The sequence below is a fragment of the Nitratidesulfovibrio termitidis HI1 genome, assembly GCF_000504305.1.
GTDB lineage: Bacteria > Desulfobacterota > Desulfovibrionia > Desulfovibrionales > Desulfovibrionaceae > Cupidesulfovibrio > Cupidesulfovibrio termitidis.
In genome coordinates this window covers 2,110,181-2,126,013 of sequence record NZ_KI632512.1, presented here as the reverse complement: position 1 = coordinate 2,126,013, position 15,833 = coordinate 2,110,181, and the positions used below count along the sequence as shown (strand labels likewise).

The 15,833-nt window shown below is 64.8% G+C and carries 12 protein-coding genes; 2 read left to right on the top strand and 10 right to left on the bottom strand.

Going from position 1 to position 15,833, the window contains the following annotated elements; translation table 11 throughout:
- Positions 1-9: 9 nt before the first annotated feature.
- Together DESTE_RS08775 and DESTE_RS08770 are read left to right on the top strand one after the other, a co-directional pair.
- Entirely contained in the window at positions 10-561 is a 552-nt protein-coding gene (locus DESTE_RS08775; RefSeq protein ID WP_245590786.1) for an RNA polymerase sigma factor, read from the top strand.
- A 247-nt stretch (positions 562-808) separates the two neighbouring features.
- Positions 809-1,696 carry a flagellin N-terminal helical domain-containing protein gene (locus DESTE_RS08770; protein WP_035066955.1) on the top strand — a complete coding sequence of 296 codons (888 nt, stop codon included), beginning with the start codon at positions 809-811 and terminating at the stop codon, positions 1,694-1,696.
- A gap of 269 nt (positions 1,697-1,965) precedes the next feature.
- Here DESTE_RS08770 and fliD read toward each other — a convergent pair whose 3' ends face one another.
- The 10 genes from fliD to DESTE_RS08715 form a co-directional block, all read right to left on the bottom strand.
- Positions 1,966-3,705: a flagellar filament capping protein FliD gene (gene fliD, locus DESTE_RS08765; RefSeq protein WP_035066953.1), complete on the bottom strand. Its 1,740-nt coding sequence runs from the start codon at positions 3,703-3,705 to the stop codon at positions 1,966-1,968.
- A gap of 82 nt (positions 3,706-3,787) precedes the next feature.
- On the bottom strand, positions 3,788-5,293 hold the full coding sequence (gene flgL, locus DESTE_RS08760) for a flagellar hook-associated protein FlgL (protein ID WP_035066951.1): 1,506 nt from the start codon (positions 5,291-5,293) through the stop codon (positions 3,788-3,790).
- A gap of 34 nt (positions 5,294-5,327) precedes the next feature.
- Positions 5,328-7,400: a flagellar hook-associated protein FlgK gene (gene flgK, locus DESTE_RS08755; protein WP_035066949.1), complete on the bottom strand. Its 2,073-nt coding sequence runs from the start codon at positions 7,398-7,400 to the stop codon at positions 5,328-5,330.
- 311 nt (positions 7,401-7,711) lie between these two features.
- Positions 7,712-9,289 carry a flagellar hook protein FlgE gene (locus tag DESTE_RS08750; RefSeq protein WP_035066948.1) on the bottom strand — a complete coding sequence of 526 codons (1,578 nt, stop codon included), beginning with the start codon at positions 9,287-9,289 and terminating at the stop codon, positions 7,712-7,714.
- Positions 9,290-9,321: 32 nt separating this feature from the next.
- Entirely contained in the window at positions 9,322-9,990 is a 669-nt protein-coding gene (locus DESTE_RS08745) for a flagellar hook assembly protein FlgD (protein ID WP_035066946.1), read from the bottom strand.
- Positions 9,965-10,300 (bottom strand): zf-HC2 domain-containing protein, encoded by a 336-nt coding sequence (locus DESTE_RS08740; protein ID WP_156925305.1) that lies wholly within the window; start codon positions 10,298-10,300, stop codon positions 9,965-9,967. The genes DESTE_RS08745 and DESTE_RS08740 overlap by 26 nt, the downstream gene beginning before the upstream one ends.
- Positions 10,301-10,596: 296 nt before the next feature.
- Positions 10,597-11,010: a DUF2000 domain-containing protein gene (locus tag DESTE_RS08735; protein ID WP_035066942.1), complete on the bottom strand. Its 414-nt coding sequence runs from the start codon at positions 11,008-11,010 to the stop codon at positions 10,597-10,599.
- 289 nt (positions 11,011-11,299) lie between these two features.
- Positions 11,300-12,373 (bottom strand): AraC family transcriptional regulator, encoded by a 1,074-nt coding sequence (locus DESTE_RS08725; protein WP_035066938.1) that lies wholly within the window; start codon positions 12,371-12,373, stop codon positions 11,300-11,302.
- A 174-nt stretch (positions 12,374-12,547) separates the two neighbouring features.
- The gene (locus DESTE_RS08720) at positions 12,548-14,191 is read right to left on the bottom strand and encodes an FmdE family protein (protein WP_035066936.1); all 1,644 of its coding nucleotides are present in this window, start codon (positions 14,189-14,191) and stop codon (positions 12,548-12,550) included.
- A gap of 381 nt (positions 14,192-14,572) precedes the next feature.
- Positions 14,573-15,793, bottom strand: coding sequence for a hypothetical protein (locus DESTE_RS08715; protein ID WP_035066933.1), 1,221 nt, complete (start codon positions 15,791-15,793; stop codon positions 14,573-14,575).
- Between the last annotated feature and the right edge of the window lie 40 nt (positions 15,794-15,833).

The window sequence follows — 15,833 nt, the reverse complement described above, 5'->3', positions numbered from 1 at the left end:
GCGGCATGCATGACCGGCGACGGAAAGGCATGGCGCCGTTTCGTGTCTGTCTATGCCCCGGTGATCCACAAGGCCGTGCACTACACCCTTCAGTGGAACGGCGGGGAGGTTGCCGGGCTCGACGCGCAGGACGTGACGCAGGAGGTGTTCTGCCGTTTGGTGGGCGACGGGTTTCACCTGCTGTCCACCTACGATCCCGCCCGGGCGGGGCTGTCCACCTGGTTGACCGTGGTGGCCCGGTCCACGGCGCTCGACTGCCTGCGTGCACGCCGCACCGAACGGATGGCGCGGCAGGTTCCCTATACCCCCGAACTGGAGGAGGAACTGGCCGAGCGGCTGTGGGCCGAGGCGCCAACCCCGGCATCGGCCTCGGACGACCGAGGAATGCTGGACCTGCCCCCCGGCCTGCTGAGCAGGCGACAGGGCACGGTGCTGCGGCTGTTGTTTCAGGACGACCTCGATACCGATGAAGTGGCGCGCACGCTGGATATCCATCCCAAGACCGTGCGCAGTCTGAAGCAGAACGCCCTTGCGCGGCTGCGCCATCACTTCTGCCTGTGATGCGCCCCGCGCAACGCAAAGGCCCGGAACCTTCCGGGCCTTTTCTTTGTGCCAAAGGCAGGCGTTACAGGCAATGCAAAGTAATGCAAAGATACTGTTATGAACGTTAATTGCGTGGCTTTGCGAGTGCTTATGGAAAATTGAAAATTAAGCGTGCGGCGTATCGATGTCGATAAGGTCAACAAGCATGCGCTGCATGCATGGCAGAGGCACACAAGGATAGTGCATTTTTCACGGAGGAAAAACCATGTCTCTCGTCGTCAACAACAACTTTACGGCGCTCACCACGGCCAATACGCTGAACGCAACCTACGGAAAACTTGAAAAGTCCACCCAGCGCCTGTCATCCGGCCTGCGCATCAATTCTGCAGCAGACGATGCAGCCGGTCTTGCCATCCGGGAACTGATGCGTTCCGACATTACGGCGCTGAACCAGGGCGTGCGCAACGCCAACGATGCCATTTCGCTGATCCAGACTGCGGACGGCGCCATGGAAACCATCGACGAAAAGCTCATCCGCATGAAGGAACTGGCGGAACAGGCCGCCACCGGTACCTACAACTCGGACCAGCGCCTGATCATCGATTCGGAATACCAGGCCATGGCCTCGGAAATCACCCGAATCGCCAATGCCACCGACTTCAACGGCATCTCGCTGCTGAACGGCAACCTGTCGGGCGATACCTATGACGGTTCGGGCCTGACCTCCACGGGGCAGTTGCACATCCACTTCGGTTCGGGCAACGACAGTGCGCAGGACTACTACGAAATCCGCATCGGTTCGGTGTCGGCCAAGTCGCTGGGCCTCGGCAACACCGCCAGCGGCAACGGGTCCAGCATCTCCACCCAGCAGGCCGCCCAGGACGCGCTGGACGCCATCGACAACGCCATCATTTCCAAGGACCAGATCCGCGCTTCGCTGGGCGCCATGCAGAACCGGTTGGAAGCCACCATCACCAACCTTGAGACCCAGTCCGAGAACCTGTCCGCCGCTGAATCGCGCATTTCGGACGTGGACGTCTCCATGGAAATGACCGAGTACACCAAGCAGCAGGTGCTGGCGCAGACCGCCGTGGCCATGCTGTCGCAGGCCAACTCCCTGCCGCAGATGGCGCTTTCGCTGATCGGCGGTTAATCCGCCCTTTCGGGGAGCGGGTCAGGGCAGGTTGCTGCCCGGCCCTGGAGGAACGACGGACACACCAACGGCAAGGGGCCGGGCATACGCCCGGCCCCTTTTGCGTGCGCGGGGGGGCACTGCGGAACAGGCGGCCCCGCTGCAGCGGGGCGGACAGGGCGGACAGGGCGGACAGAACCACGGGACGACGCGCAAGGGGAACCGCCCTTGCGGGTCGGTTCCCCTTGCGTGCGCCGATGCGGGACAGACGCGGCCTGTTCCGGCCCTGCCTAGTCGCTGTCCAGCGAGGCCAGCAGCGAATCGATGGTGGACGACAGGTTGTCGTAACTGGTGAGCAGGGTTTCCAGGTTGGAATAGCGGGTGCGCAGGCGACTTTCCACCAGGTCCAGCCGTTCTTCTTCCTTGGAGATGGATTCGGCCAACTGGTCCAGCACGCTCTGATAGCTGTCCTCCATGATCTGGAGGGTGCCTTCGCTGCTGGTCATGTCCTCCAGCGAGTCGACGAGCTGCCCTATCTTGCCCTGCTTCAGGTACACGGTGCCGGAATAGGTGCCGTCCGCCGTGTTGTCCACGGTGATGGCCAGGCCCGACTCGTCCTCTCCCGATGCCCCGGTAAGGGTCCAGCCGGAGATGGAGGCGGCGTTGCCGTTGATGTACGCTTCCACGATCTCGCCGTTTTCGATGCGGTACGAAACGTCGTATTCGCCCGCCTGGGTGGTGCCGGAGATGGCGCTGTCGAAGGAAAAGTCGTCGGAATCGGTGCTGCCCGTCACGTCGGCGGCCATCAGTTCGGCCACGGCCTGCGGGTCTTCCTCTATGGCCTCTTCCAGTTCGTCGTAGTCGATGACCAAAAGGCCGAAGGTTTCCGAATCCTCGTCGGCGTCGGTGGAGATGCCGATGGTGGAAAGGCTGGTGAACAGGTCGCCGGTTTCGTCGGTGGAGTCGTAATAGGAAAAGCCCAACCCCTTGGTGGCCAGGATGCTCTTCAGGCTGCTCTGGATGAGGTCGAGGCTGGAATTGCTGGCCAGCACCGAGGCGGACGTGGAGTCCTCGTCATCATCGTCCTCGTCGTCGGAATCCGACGCCGTGGACGTGGATACCGACGACGACACCGTGCCCTGGTCCTGCAGATCCATGAGCAGTTGCAGGATGGTGTTGATGCTGCTGACCACGGTTTCGATGGCCTCGACCATGGCGTCGGTGTCCAGTTCCACGGTCACCGTGACGCTGCTGTCGTCGGTTGTGGACTTGAGTTGCAGGGTCACCCCGTCGATGACGTCGTCGATGGTGTTGGTGCTGCGCTCTATCCATTCGTCGTCGGCGGCGGGAAAGCCGTCCACCTTGATCTGGGCGTTCTGGGCCTGCTGGGTGTTGGTGAAGGCGTCCGGTCCCATGGCATCGAAGCCGGTGTCCTCGATGGTCACGGTGTTGTCCGCGCCAAGGTCCATGCCGCGGATCTGCAGGTGGTAGGCGCTGCCCTCGTTGATGACGCTGGCGCGCACGTCGTCGTTGTTGCCGCTGGCGTTGTTGATGAGATTGACGAACTCCGAAAGCGTGGTGCCGCCCGGCACGTCGATGGTGTACGTCTCGTCGTTGTAGGTGAACGAGAAGGTCTGTTCGGTGTCGGTGATTACCGTGTCCGTGGATTCGTACCCGTCGTCGCTGCTCCAGATGTCGTTCTGGGCCAGCTGGTTGATGACCACGCTGTGCGACCCGGCCTCGGCGTCGTTGTCCACCGAGACGGTGAGGCTGGTTTCGTTGGAGGACGTGCCGGACTTGGTGAGGAAGTCGGAGGCGGAGTCGTAGTCTTGCAGGGTCTGGTACAGCGTGGTCATCTGGGTTTCCAGATCCTGCACTGCGGCCAGCTTCTCCTCGTACGCGGTCTCCTTCTCGGTCATGCTGTTGTAGCGGTATTCTTCCACCGCCATCTGGGCCTCGATGATCTCGTCCCAGTCGGTGCCGGTGTTCAGGCCGGTGAAGGTGATGGAGCCGGACCAGTAATCGGACATGGGGGCCTCCGTGTCTGCCGGGGGTCTGGAGCGGAGTGGCGCCGGGCGGGTACGGGCGGACGCCTGCCAGGGGATGCACCCCCTACAGATAGTCGAGCAGGCTCAGCTTCATCACCGCCGACTGCGTGCTCAGCACCGCCTCGTAGACGGTGGTGAGCTTGGAAAGCTGGGTGGCCAGTTCGGTGGTGTCGGCGTCCACCACGTTGCTCACGGCATTCTCTGCCGTGGAAGTGAGCAGGGTGTTGGCCGTTTCGATGTGCTCCAGGCGTATTTCGCGCGCGCCGATGTCGCTGGCGGCGGAGAGCATCTTGGCCTGGCCCGCCGTGATGGCCTCCAGGCTTTCGGCAATGCCTTCCTGGTTGTTGGTTTCCAGGTAGCCGATGAAGTCGCCGATGGCCTCGAACAGATCGTCGTCTCCCGTGCCGGAGTAGCTTGTGCCGTCGGCGCTGTAGAGCCCGCCGAACACGTCCAGTCCGCAGCTGTTGATGGAGATGCTGGTGGAGGTGGACACGCGCACGTTGAGGTCGGTGGAGTCGGACGTGATGGTGAAGGTGTCGCCCGCAGTCAGGTTGCTGCCGCCGCCCGCGGAAAGTTCCAGGGTGCCGCCAGGTACGGTAAGGGTGCCGTTGTCCGAGCTCTGGGTGTCGGACCAGGTGAGCCCACCGTCGGTGGAGTAGCTGTACGAAACGGGGCCGGCCACCGTGGTGTCGTCCTCTATGCGCACCACCACGGAACTGCTGAAGGTGCCGGTGGGCGTGGCGGTGACGTCGGTGTTGCTCTGGGCGGTCACCTGCGCGCCGTCGTCGGCGTCGCCGGTGTAGATGGCGGCCGGGCGCACGGTAATGCGCGTGCCCACGCTGGTGTCGTCGTCCGAGACGGCGGTGACCCCGGTTCCATCCTGCATGTTCACCTGCACCCCGTCGCAGGACAGGGTTGTATCGCCTGCGGCCAGGGTGGCCTCCGTCCAGGTGTCGCCACCGTCGGTGGAATAGCGGTAGGTGATGTCGTCCGTCCCCACGGTGCCGTCGCTGGTGAATTCTATGCGGATACTCTGGTCCGCCTCGCCGTCCACGGACAGTACGGGGGTCAGCACCGCGCTGCCAGCGCCCGAGGCCAGGGTGGCGCCGCTCACCGTGGCCCCCAGGCCCAGGGTGTAGGCCGTGCCGCCGGAATCGCGCCCGGCAAAGATGGACTGCCCGTTGTACTGGGTATTGGCGTAGGTGATGAGTTGCTCGTACAGCCCCCGCGCTTCTTCGGCGATGGCCTCGCGGTTGGCGTCGGTCAGGGTGCCGGTGGCGGCCTGCTCGGCCAGTTCGATCAGGCTGGTGAGCACCGTGCTGGCATCGCCCAACGTGTCGTCGGCCAGCGAGAGCCAGCCCTTGGCCGTGTCCACGTTGCTCTGGTACTGGGTAAGCTGGCTGATCAGCGTGGAATTGGTAAGGGCCACCTCGCTCCCGTACGGGTCGTCCGAGGGGCAGTTGATGCGCTGCTGCGTGGCCATCTGGATGGTCGTGCGGTTGATCTCCGATTGCAGCCTGGTCATGTATTTCAGCGAATTGTCGAAAGTCATGCGTGTGGAAATGCGCATGGTGGGCTCCTGAAGGGCAGCGGCGCGTGCCCGGCTAATCCCGCAGCGAAAGAATTGTATCGAACATCTCGTTGGCCACCTGGATGAGCTGCGCGGCCACGCTGTAAGCTTGCTGGTACTTGGTGAGGTTGATCAGTTCCTCGTCGGTGTTCACGCCGGAAAGGGACTGTTGCAGGGTGTCGGCGTTTTCGGCCAACGCGCTGTAATAGGTGTACTTGCGGGCAGAGGTGTCCACGTCGGTGCCCACGTCGCCCACCAGCGCGGCCAGGTGCTCGCTGATGGTTTTCGAACTGGTGGAACCGTACGCATCCAGCGTGACGTCGGTATCGGCCAGCGCCGCGAGGTTGTTGGCGCAGGTCGAATCGCCGGAGAGCACTTCGCCAGAGGCGTCCACCACGGCGGCGTTGATCCGGTTGGTGTCGTTCAGCACCGCGTCGGACACGGCGATGTTGCCCGCGTCGTCACCCGAGAAGAAGGTGTTGATGCCCAGCGCTGCAAGCAGGCCCGATGTGTCGCCCGCGAACTGGAACGAATAGCCGTCCTCCGCCGCGATGCTGAGCTGCCCGTTGCTGATGCTGGCGGTGAGCTGGTCGGAAAAGGCGGTGTTGATGGCGTCGGCCACGTCTTCCAGGCTGTCGGACGCGGGATCGATGGCGATGGAGGAAAGGGTTTCCACGTCGCCGGTGTCATCGTCGTACACCGAGATGGACAGGGTGCCCGAGGACAGGCGGTCGGCGTAGGCAAGACTGCTGTCGGAGAGGGCTTTCGTGGTGTCGTCCACGGAATTTTCGGCAGTGGCAGACGAAAAGTTGGTCAGCCCGGCACCCTGGCTGTGCACGTAGTTGACCTGCCAGGCCAGTTCCTCTGCCAGTGCGTCCAGTTCGTCCAGATACCCGCCCACGTACTGGTCGCGCGTGGCCAGCAGCCCGGCCAGGCTGCCGCCCGAAAGGCGGTTGTTGCTGTCCGACGCGGTGACGTCGATGGGGGTGATGTTCACCTTGCTGGACGTGGTTTCGTACCAGTACACCCCCGACTTCGCCATGACGGTGAAATCGTCGCCCACTGCCAGCGTGCCGCTGGCGCTGGCGCTGGAATCGGTGGACGATCCGAACCAGATGGACACCCCGTCCACGGTCACCTTCTCGTCAGCGCCGGATGCCGTGAACAGCAAGGTGTTGCCGCTGTCGTCAGTCAGCCAGGTTTCGCCGCCGTCGAGGGAAACCTTGTAGGTGGCCGCGCTGGCCGAGCCGTCCGCCGAGCCGGAGGTGACGAATTCTATGGCGATTTCGTTGCTGCTCTCACCCTCGAAATATATCTGCCCGTCAAAGGTGGAGGCGGATGTCAGCGACGCCGTGGCCTGCGGCCCTTCGTAGGCCAGCTTGTAGGTCACGTCGTTCTGCACCAGGGTCTGGCCCGACGTGGTGTACACGGTGGCCTGCCCGTCACTGCCGTAAACCACCGAAAGGTCGAGATAGGTGGAAAGTTCGCGCAGGGTGGTGGCCTGGCTGTCCAGCAGGGTGGCGTTTTCCGGGTCTGCCGCCAGCTGCGAGTTGAGGCCGGCCAGGGTGTCCAGCAGGTCATTGATGTCGTCCACCTGGTCTTCGATCTGGCCGTTCAGGTCTTCTTGCACGGCCTCCAGGCTGTCGCTGGTGGAATTGATGAGCGTGGTCAGCGTTTCGGCGTAGCCGGCCAGTTCGGTGCGCGCGGATTCGCTTTCCGGGTCTGCCGCCAGCGCGTCAAGGCTGGTCCAGAAGGCGTCCAGCGCGGTGGACAGGTCGTAGCCTTCATCATCGCTGTCGTCGAACAACGACTCGATGGACGAGAGCGTGGAGGTGATGGTCTCCCACATGGAGGCATCGGAACTGTACGACAGGTACTGCGATTCCACGGTGTAGCTGAAGTGCCGGGTGATCTCGGAAACCTCCGCCCCGGAACCATAGGTGATGCCCCCGCTGCTGGTGGTGGGGCCCGTGGTGTACTGCACCGTCTGGCGCGAATAGCCCGTTACGTCGGCATTGGAGATGTTGTTGCTGGTGACGGAAATGCCGATCTGAGCGTTGGAAAGCGCGCTGGAGCCGATGTTGAAGATGGAGCTGAGCGAGGACATGGCGCGTCCTTACGGATTGGCGGGTTGGCGGGTTGGCGGGCAGGCCCGTGCGTTGCGGTGGGGGCTCCCCGGTGCCGCCCGGACGGAGACGGGCGGTGCCGGGGGCCTGCCCTGCGATAGGCACGTCAAGGCTCGACGACGCCTTGGCGCGTGCCGCTTGGGCCAGGGGCTGTTTTCCAAAGCAGGGATTTCGTCCGTTGGCGAGGAAAACAAGCCAGCCATGAGGGAGTATACTCTTCTCGTATTCGACCGATATGGCTGGCGAAGTTTGACGACGCCAACGGGCGAAAGGACAATTTGGAAAACAGCCCCTAGCGCTTCAGGCCAAGAGCGGTCTGCAGCATTTCGTCAACGGTGGTGATGACCTTGCTGTTGGCCTGATAGGCGCGCTGCATCACGATGAGGTCGACCATCTCGGTAGAGACGTCCACGTTGGATTCCTCCAGCTTTTCCCCATAGATGCTGCCGTAGATGCCCTGCCCGGCGCGACCGATGTTGGCCGTGCCCGATTCCGTGGTGGCCGAGTACAGGTTGCCGCCTTCCAGTTGCAGGCCCTGGTCGTTGTCGAAGCTGGCCAGAGCCACGATGAACAGCGCCTGGGTCTGGCCGTTGGAGTAGGTGCCGTAGATCACCCCGCCTTCGTCCACGTAGTAGCTGGTCAGGTAGCCGGTGGCGTAGCCGTTCTGGCTGGAGTTGTCGGTGCTGCTGGCCGAATCGTTGCTGGAGGTGCGATCGCTGTCGTAGGCGGTGGAGGTGAACCCGAACAGCAGCGAGCTGTCCGTGCCGATGTCCGCCGCGCTGGTGACGGTGGTGTCCCAGCCGTCGGTGATGGATTTTGCGGACAGGCCGAAGTCCAGCTCTATCTGGATGGCATCCGCCTCGTCGGTGGTGCTGGCGTTGGCCGAGCCGGAGAAGTTGCAGGTGAACACCGGCAGGCCGTCGGTGGAAAGGTCGGCCAGGGTCCAGTTGGAAAGGTCGGTCAGGTCGCCGGTGGCCGTGGAGTCGAGCGTGAAGGCCGTCTGCGAGACCAGCGCGCCGGTGGCGTCAAAGGTCAGCGTACCCGCCATCAGCAGGCCGGCGGCGGATGTGCCCGACACGCTCTGGCCGTTGATGGTGCGCACGTCTTCGCTGGGGTCCATGGTGACGATGTATTCCCAGGTGGTGGAGCCGGTGGTGGAGTCTTCCACCTGGTCGAAATACACGGTCAGTTCATGGGCGGACCCGGCCTCGTCGTACACGGTGATGGTGGTCTGGTACTCGTACTTGGTGGTGCCGAGGGGGTCGTCGGCGCTGCCGTCCCATTCGGTCAGCAGCGAGAAGTACGGGTCGGTGGTGGAGGTGGAGTTGTCGTCGCCGTCCGAGTCCAGGTTGACCACCAGCGAGACGTTGGTGGTGGCGGATGCGGGCGAGGTGCGGCTTTCCAACTGGATGTCGCCGAGGGCGCCAGTGGTTGACGGGTCGCTGGAGGTGGCGGTGTCCGGGTCCACGGCCCAGCCCTGCACCTGGTAGCCGGACGAGTTCGTCAGGTAGCCTTCGTCGTCGAAGGTGAAGTCGCCCGCGCGGGTATAGTATATCTGACCGTCGTTCTGGGGGTCTTCGACGATGAAGTACCCTTCGCCTGCGATGGCCATGTTCATGGCCTCGGAGGTGTCCTGGTACGAGCCCTGCGAGAAGTCCGTGGCAATGGCAGAGATGGTGGAGCCGTTGCCGATCTGGTCTATGCCGCCGGACGTGGTGATGGAGGAATAGAACACGTCCTCGAACAGCATGGACATGGACTTGTAGCCCGTGGTGCTGGAGTTGGCGAGGTTGTTGCCGATGACGCTGATGGACTCGGCGGTGCTCAGCAACCCCGAGACGCTGGCATACATGGATGAGGAGAGGCCCATGGCGTGCTCCCGCGACAGTGCGCGTGCTGGTGTTATGCGTCGGAGGAGACGACGCTGTAGACGTCCTCGAGATTCACCGTGCGGCCATCGGACAGGGTGAGCACCGTGGTGCCGTCCTCCACCGAAACGCCGGAGACCGTGCCCGCCACCATGGTGGAGACTTCCAGGCTGTCGCCGTCCTCGTCGTAGGCCTCGAACACCACGCTGTAGGTGCCATTGGCCACTTCGGTGCCGGTGTAGTTGGTGCCGTCCCAACTGAAGGTGTAGGTGCCACTGTCCGTGGCGCCGAGGGAGACGGAATTGATGATGGTGCCGTCGGAGTCGTAGACGTGCGCGGTAAGGGTCTCCGCGTCCGATTCCAGGGTGAAGGACACCACGGTGGTGGAGTCGTCGGTCTTGGAAATGTCGTCGCCCTCGGCCAGCACGGACTGCCCGATGAAGCTCACGGCGGAGTTCAGGCTCATGGCCGTCAGCGAGTCGTAGATGGACGTGGCCGTGTCATTGAGGGCCGACAGTTGCTCCACCGTGGAGAACGAGGCGATCTGGTTGATCATCTCGGTGGAGTCGGTGGGGTTGGTGGGGTCCTGGTTCTGCAGTTCCGCGATGAGCAGTTGCAGAAAGGCGTCGGAATCCAGCGTGGTGGAACTGCTGGTGGTCGACGATGTGCTGGTGCTGCTAGCCAAGGATGAGATAGTGGTCATTGCCGTCCTCCGTGCCCTGATCCGTGCCCAATCCCGTTTCGTGCCGACTTTCGAGAGACAGTGCCGCTTCGATGACCTCGAACGGTGTCTTCACTTCCGCAGCCTTCAGGATCTTGCGCAGTTCCAGAAGGTCTTCCCTGCATGCCCTGCACGACGCGAAATGCGATTCAAGACGCTTTCTCTCTGCGGATGTGGCCGTTTTTTCCAGATAGCAGGCAATCATGTTTGCGCCGGGACATGGAGAATTGTCCGTGCACAGTCCTTCCTCGATGGAATGGAGCACCGTCATATGGTGCCGTTGCTGTCTCATGAGCTGAACTTCCGTGCTGAAGTGTGAAGGCCCTGTTGTCCGTATGTACGGATTTGGCGGCACGAAATGCCCATCAAGAGACCGAAAGAGATGTAAAGGTGGCTTTACGAAGAGGGGGCAGGGAAGGCAGGCGGGCGCGGGGAGGGCGCGGAAACGGCAAAGGGCCGGAACATGTCCGGCCCTTTGTGGGGTGTGTGTGGGTCTGGGAGAGGCTAGGCGGTATGACGCGGGGGGATGGCCCGCGCATGTGGGTCAGGCAGGGGGCGGACAGGCAGGTGACGGTCAGGCAGGGGGCGTCAGCGCAGCATGGGCAGCGCGCCGCACAGGCCGTCCACGGCACTGCGTTCGCCCACGATGGCGATGCCCACGAAGCTGAGGTCGTCGTGGGCGGTTGCGGCCATGCGCTGCGTGTAGGCATCGTAGCTGCGCGCGGTGCGGGCCGTGTGGGTAAAGCCCACGCAGTACAGGCCGCGTTCGACCGCCTTGCGGCGCAGTGCGGGCAGCGCCTCGGGCGCGGCGCGCAGCACGGGAATGGGCAACTGGGTGATGCCGGGGTGCTCGTCGCCGTTGCCGTCGGTGACGGCGGGGCCGACGATTTCCGGAAAGGCCCGGCCCACGGACAGGGACAGCACGGCGGCGGCATTGGCGGCCACGCCGCCCGGCAGGCCGCCGTCGAGCACGATGGCGAACTTGGTGGCATCAAGGTTCATGTGCGATCTCCCATGGGGTGCGGGATGCAGCGTCCGGCAGGCATGGCCGAAGGGCAAGGTTTCGGGCTGGCCTTGCGGGGTCAGGCTCCTTGCCCTGAGCGGTCCCTGATGGATCGGAGCCGGATGGCCGAGCGCCTTCGGATGCGCCTGCGGGCGGGCATCCCATGCTGTTGGATGAAGGTTGACGGCGTGTGGGCACGCCGGATCATCCACTAACAGCGGGAGACATTGGCGTATGGAAGGATTTTGCGGCGGCGGGGCGTGAAGTCCAGCCTGGGCTTGCGTGGAATCAGGACTCGGTGCCAGTGTTGCCTGTCGTGTCGGGCGCGACGCCTTCGGCCCCGGCCTGCTGGTACTGGCGCGGGGTGGCCCCGGTCAGGTCGCGGAACACGCGCGAGAAGTGGCTCTGGTCGGAGAAGCCGGTTTCCGCCGCCACATGGCTTATGGCGTGCCCTGCCGCCAGCAGACCCTTTGCCGCCTCCACCCGCAGTTGGGTCTGGTAGGTGTGGGGGGGCAGGCCCGTGGCCTGCTGGAACATGCGCAGCAGGTGGCAGCGGCTGCGTCCGGCAATGCGGGCCAGATCGTCCAGGCGTACCGGGTCGGCCAGGTGGTCACGCAGGTGGCGGCGCACCGCCTCGATTATGGCCGTGACGTCCAAAGGGGCAGTGGTTCCGAGCGGTGCTGCGGCTGTGGCGGGCCAGGATGGCGGGGTGGCATCGGCGGAATCCGCAGGGTTCGTGGCGGGGCATGCGCCGGATGCGGGCAGGCAGTGGCGGGCCAGCAGCAGTTCCGCTGCCTGCACCAGCAGCGACTGCTTTTCCAGCACCGAGCCGCCGCGCGATACCGCATCGTACAGGGCCGACCACGCGGACATGGTCTGCGCGCAGTCCACCACCGGTGCGCGAAAGCGGGGCAGCACAGCCGGGCGGGAGCAATCGTCGGGGGCGCCAGATATGTCGGATGCGCCGGGTTCGCCCCGCTCGCCGGATTCGGGCTGTCCGACTGATTCAGCCTGTGTACGGGCGGGGGCGGGGGATTCCTGTCCCTCGGCGCAAACCGCCAGTTCCGCCAGCCACTGCGGGTCCACGTAGAACATGCGGTAGGCGAAGAAGGTGTCGCGGTCGGGGTTGCAGGCGTGCACCCGGTCCGGCTCGATGAGCACCAGTTGTCCGGCCACGGCCCGGTGCGGCGCGCCTTCCAGCATGAACGAGGCGGCCCCGCCGTCCATGATGCCGATGGAATAGGCGGCGTGGGTGTGGCGGCGAAAGGTTTCCTCGTTGTAGCTCGACCGGCGCACCTCCACCTCGGGCAGGTCCGGGTCGCGCCAGAAGCGGACGGCGGCATGGCGTGGGGTGCGGCTCATGGGGCAAGTATCGGGACGCCCGCCCGGCGCGTCAAGGGGGGGATGCGTGTGGTCAGATTGCAGGGCAGGTGGCGGCGGTGCGAGGAAACGCATCCCATCTCGGTGCATGAAAAAAACCGGAGCAGCGTTGGCTGCCCCGGTTCGGTTTCGGAACGATGGGGTGTCTTGCAAGGCCTACTTGCCGAACGGGCACTTGGGATACGTGCAGCTTTTGCATTCCATGCACAGGCCGCCGTCGCCCAGTTTGGCCAGGTCGCGCCGGGTGATTTCCACCCCGGCCAGCAGGCGCGGCAGCAGGATGTCCAGCGCGGTGGTCTTGTAGAACAGCGCGCAGGCGGGCACGCCCACCACCTGCACGGGGTGGGGGGCCTGTTCGCTGGCGATGCGCCCCACAAGGCTCATGGTGCCGGGCAGCATGGGCAGGCCGTACAGCATGTCGGTAAGGCCCGCGTCGATCAGCCCCTTGCGGGTCACGTCGTCGGGGTCCACGGACAGCCCGGCGGTGGTCACCACCAGATCCGCCCCGGCGGCGATCAGGTCGCGCACGCCCTGGGTGATCAGGGCCGCGTCGTCGGGGGCGAACACGGTCTTCACCACTTCGCAGTTCAGGCGCTGGGCCTTCTGGGTGATGATGGGGGCAAACTTGTCCTGGATCAGCCCCTGGAACACCTCGGTGCCGGTAACCAGAATGCCGATCCTGGCGGCGCGCATGGGCAGCACCTGAAGCAGCGGCCCGTCCTGCAACATGGCAGTGGCCTTGATGAAATTCTCGCGCGAGAGGTACAGCGGAATGGCCCGCGTGCCCGCCACCTTGGCCCCGGCCAGCACCATGCTATAGCCCTGGCGGGTGGCGCACATCACGTCGGGCACAAGGTTGAAGCGTTCCAGACGCTCGGTATCCACCATCAGCAGGCCGTCGCGAGTGGCGACAAGGTTGGCCTTGCCCTCGCGCGGGTCTTCGCGCATGGCCACGCCCTCGCCCGCCAGCATGGCGGCAAAGGTTCTGGCGGCCTCGTCCTCGTGCACCCAGTCGTTATCGGAATCGGCGGCGTCCTGCACGTAGATGGAGTTGCGCCCCATCATCTGGAGGCGGCAGATGTCCCCGGCGGTCAGTTCCTGTCCGGCGGTGAATTCCGCGTCCTTGTGCTCGCCGGGCACGATGCGGGTCATGTCGTGCAGAACGCGCTTGCCCACGGCCTCTGCCACGGGCACGGCGCGCAGGGCGGGCTGGCCCTCGAAGGCAAAGCCGGGCCCGGCGTGGTAGGGCGATTCACCCTGGCACGAACGACAGATGCCGCCGGAGGCCACGGGGTAGTATTCGCCGCACAGCGGGCAGCGGCCCACCAGTCCCTTGCCCTTGTGGCCCAGCCTGTCGGGCCGCACGGTGATGGGCCGGGCGGTAAGGATGTCCGGGCCCGCTTCCTTGATCTGCGCCTGCAACAGCGGCGTGTCCTGATCCTTCTTGGGCTTCAGCTTCAGGAACCAGGTGCGGATTTCGCCCCACGGCCCCATCTTGTCCACGTCCAGATGCACGCGCACCCCTTCACCGGTGCGCTTGTCGAACAGCGACACCGCGTAGATGCCGAAGTTCATGATGCGCAGCCAGCCGTTGCCCACCGTGCAGGGGGTCAGCAGCTGCACCGCGTCGGGCAGGCACTGCTCCGTCTCGGAAATGGCGTCGAACAGCACGCCTTCCGGCAGGCCCCGGCGGGCCAGTTCGACCATGTAGCCGCCGATGATCAGGCCGGGGGCCGGATACCCGTGGAAATTGCGCGCCACTTCCATGAATTCGTCGTGGGTGTGTGGACCGATGAGCATGTGGTGGTTCTCGTGAAGGCAAGGGTTGCGTGAACGGCGCGGCGGCGGGGAACCGACCGGGGTGCCTGTGCGGGACGGCGCGTGCGCGCTCCATCCCCCCGTTGCGCGGATGCGTGTCCGCGTGGATTCGTCTGGTCATGCGCGCATGGCCAGACGTCTGGCAGGCGCGCTTGTGTATTTATCAATAAATACCGGGTATTGCCATGGGAATCCCGCCCTGCGGCAAGACACTAGCAGCTTTTGGCGTGGCAGTCACGGAAGTGCGACTTGGCGTGACATTGGCACCGGGTGTTGTGCCGGGTGGTGCCTTTGGCGTCCCGCAGGGGGCATGGAGAGCAGAGGGATGGCCCCTTGTCTGGTGATGTCACCTTCAAGGAGGATTCATTCCGGTGAGCTCTGTCCCCCATCCAGCGCGGCCAGTCGCCTGCGCGCCTTCTTTTCCAGCCGTTCCAGCCGTTCGATGCGCCCTTGCAGCGAGTTCAGCCGGACATGCTGGCGGTGGATGCACTGCATGAGCATGGTGGCCACCTCCTGCGCGGTCAGTTCGCGGTCGGGCCACCACGGCGCGTCGGGGTCCGGCGCTTCGTGGAACAGCACACCATCCGCATGTCCGTGTGATGCGGGCATGCGCCGGGCCAGCCGTTCGTTGTACGGGGCATAGTGGGCCAGCACCGTGGCGCGCATGCCGGGCGACAACAGCCCCACGTGGCCGAATGGCGCGGCGGCGGCCCTGGGCAGCGCATCGTAGAGCATCTCGTAGGGGCCGTTGTCGAATACCCCGTCGAACATGGGGCGCACCATGCGCAGCAGTTTGATGGCCTCTGGCGTGAAGCCGTGGTTGGTGTTGAAGTTGGTGGCGGGCGGCGGGGGCAGGTGGGCGATGGAGCCCACCCCCAGCAGGCCCAGCAGGTCGGCCACCACGTCGCCGCATTGCAGGGCGGAGCGTTCGTAGGGGCGCACCACCATGTCGGCGGAATCCATGAAGCCCCACACCTCGTCCAGCCATGCGTGCTCCAGCACCGAGACGGCGGCGCGAAAGAACACGTCGTCCAGTTCCCTGTCCATGAGGGCGCGGGCGAAGTCGTCCGGCGTGGGGTATTGGTCGTACTTCAGCCCCCACTGCTTCCAGGCATCCTCGATCCAGGTATCCTGCCGCCGCACGTAGCACATGGCCACGGCGCGCAGGTTTAGGCGCGTGGCGTTGCGGCGCACCATGTCCGCGTATGCGGGCAGGCTGGGAGCCTCCAGACTCAGCAGCAGGACGGGGGTATTGGTGGCGCGGCAGACGGCCATTGCGCGGTCCAGGTAGTCATCCTGAGCGTCGGGCTGCATGCCCATGATGACCGCCCCGTGGTGGGGCAGCTCGAAGTTCGGGTCGCCGGGGATGTCGGGAGGGGTGGCGTCGGGCACGCGGTCGGGGTTCAGGGTGGGGTAAAGGATGCCGTGCTGGCGGAACAGGGCGGTGCGATTGTGGTCGCAGAAGGCCTGGATGGCGCTGCTGCCGGTCTTGGGACCGCCAAGGTGGGCGACCAGTAGCGGCCCCTTTGCGGGGTCGGGCGTGATGGTGGCACCAAGCAGGGCGGATGGGGCGTGTTCGGGCATGGCGGTGCTCCGGCAGAGTATGGCGCGGGGAATGGGGAGA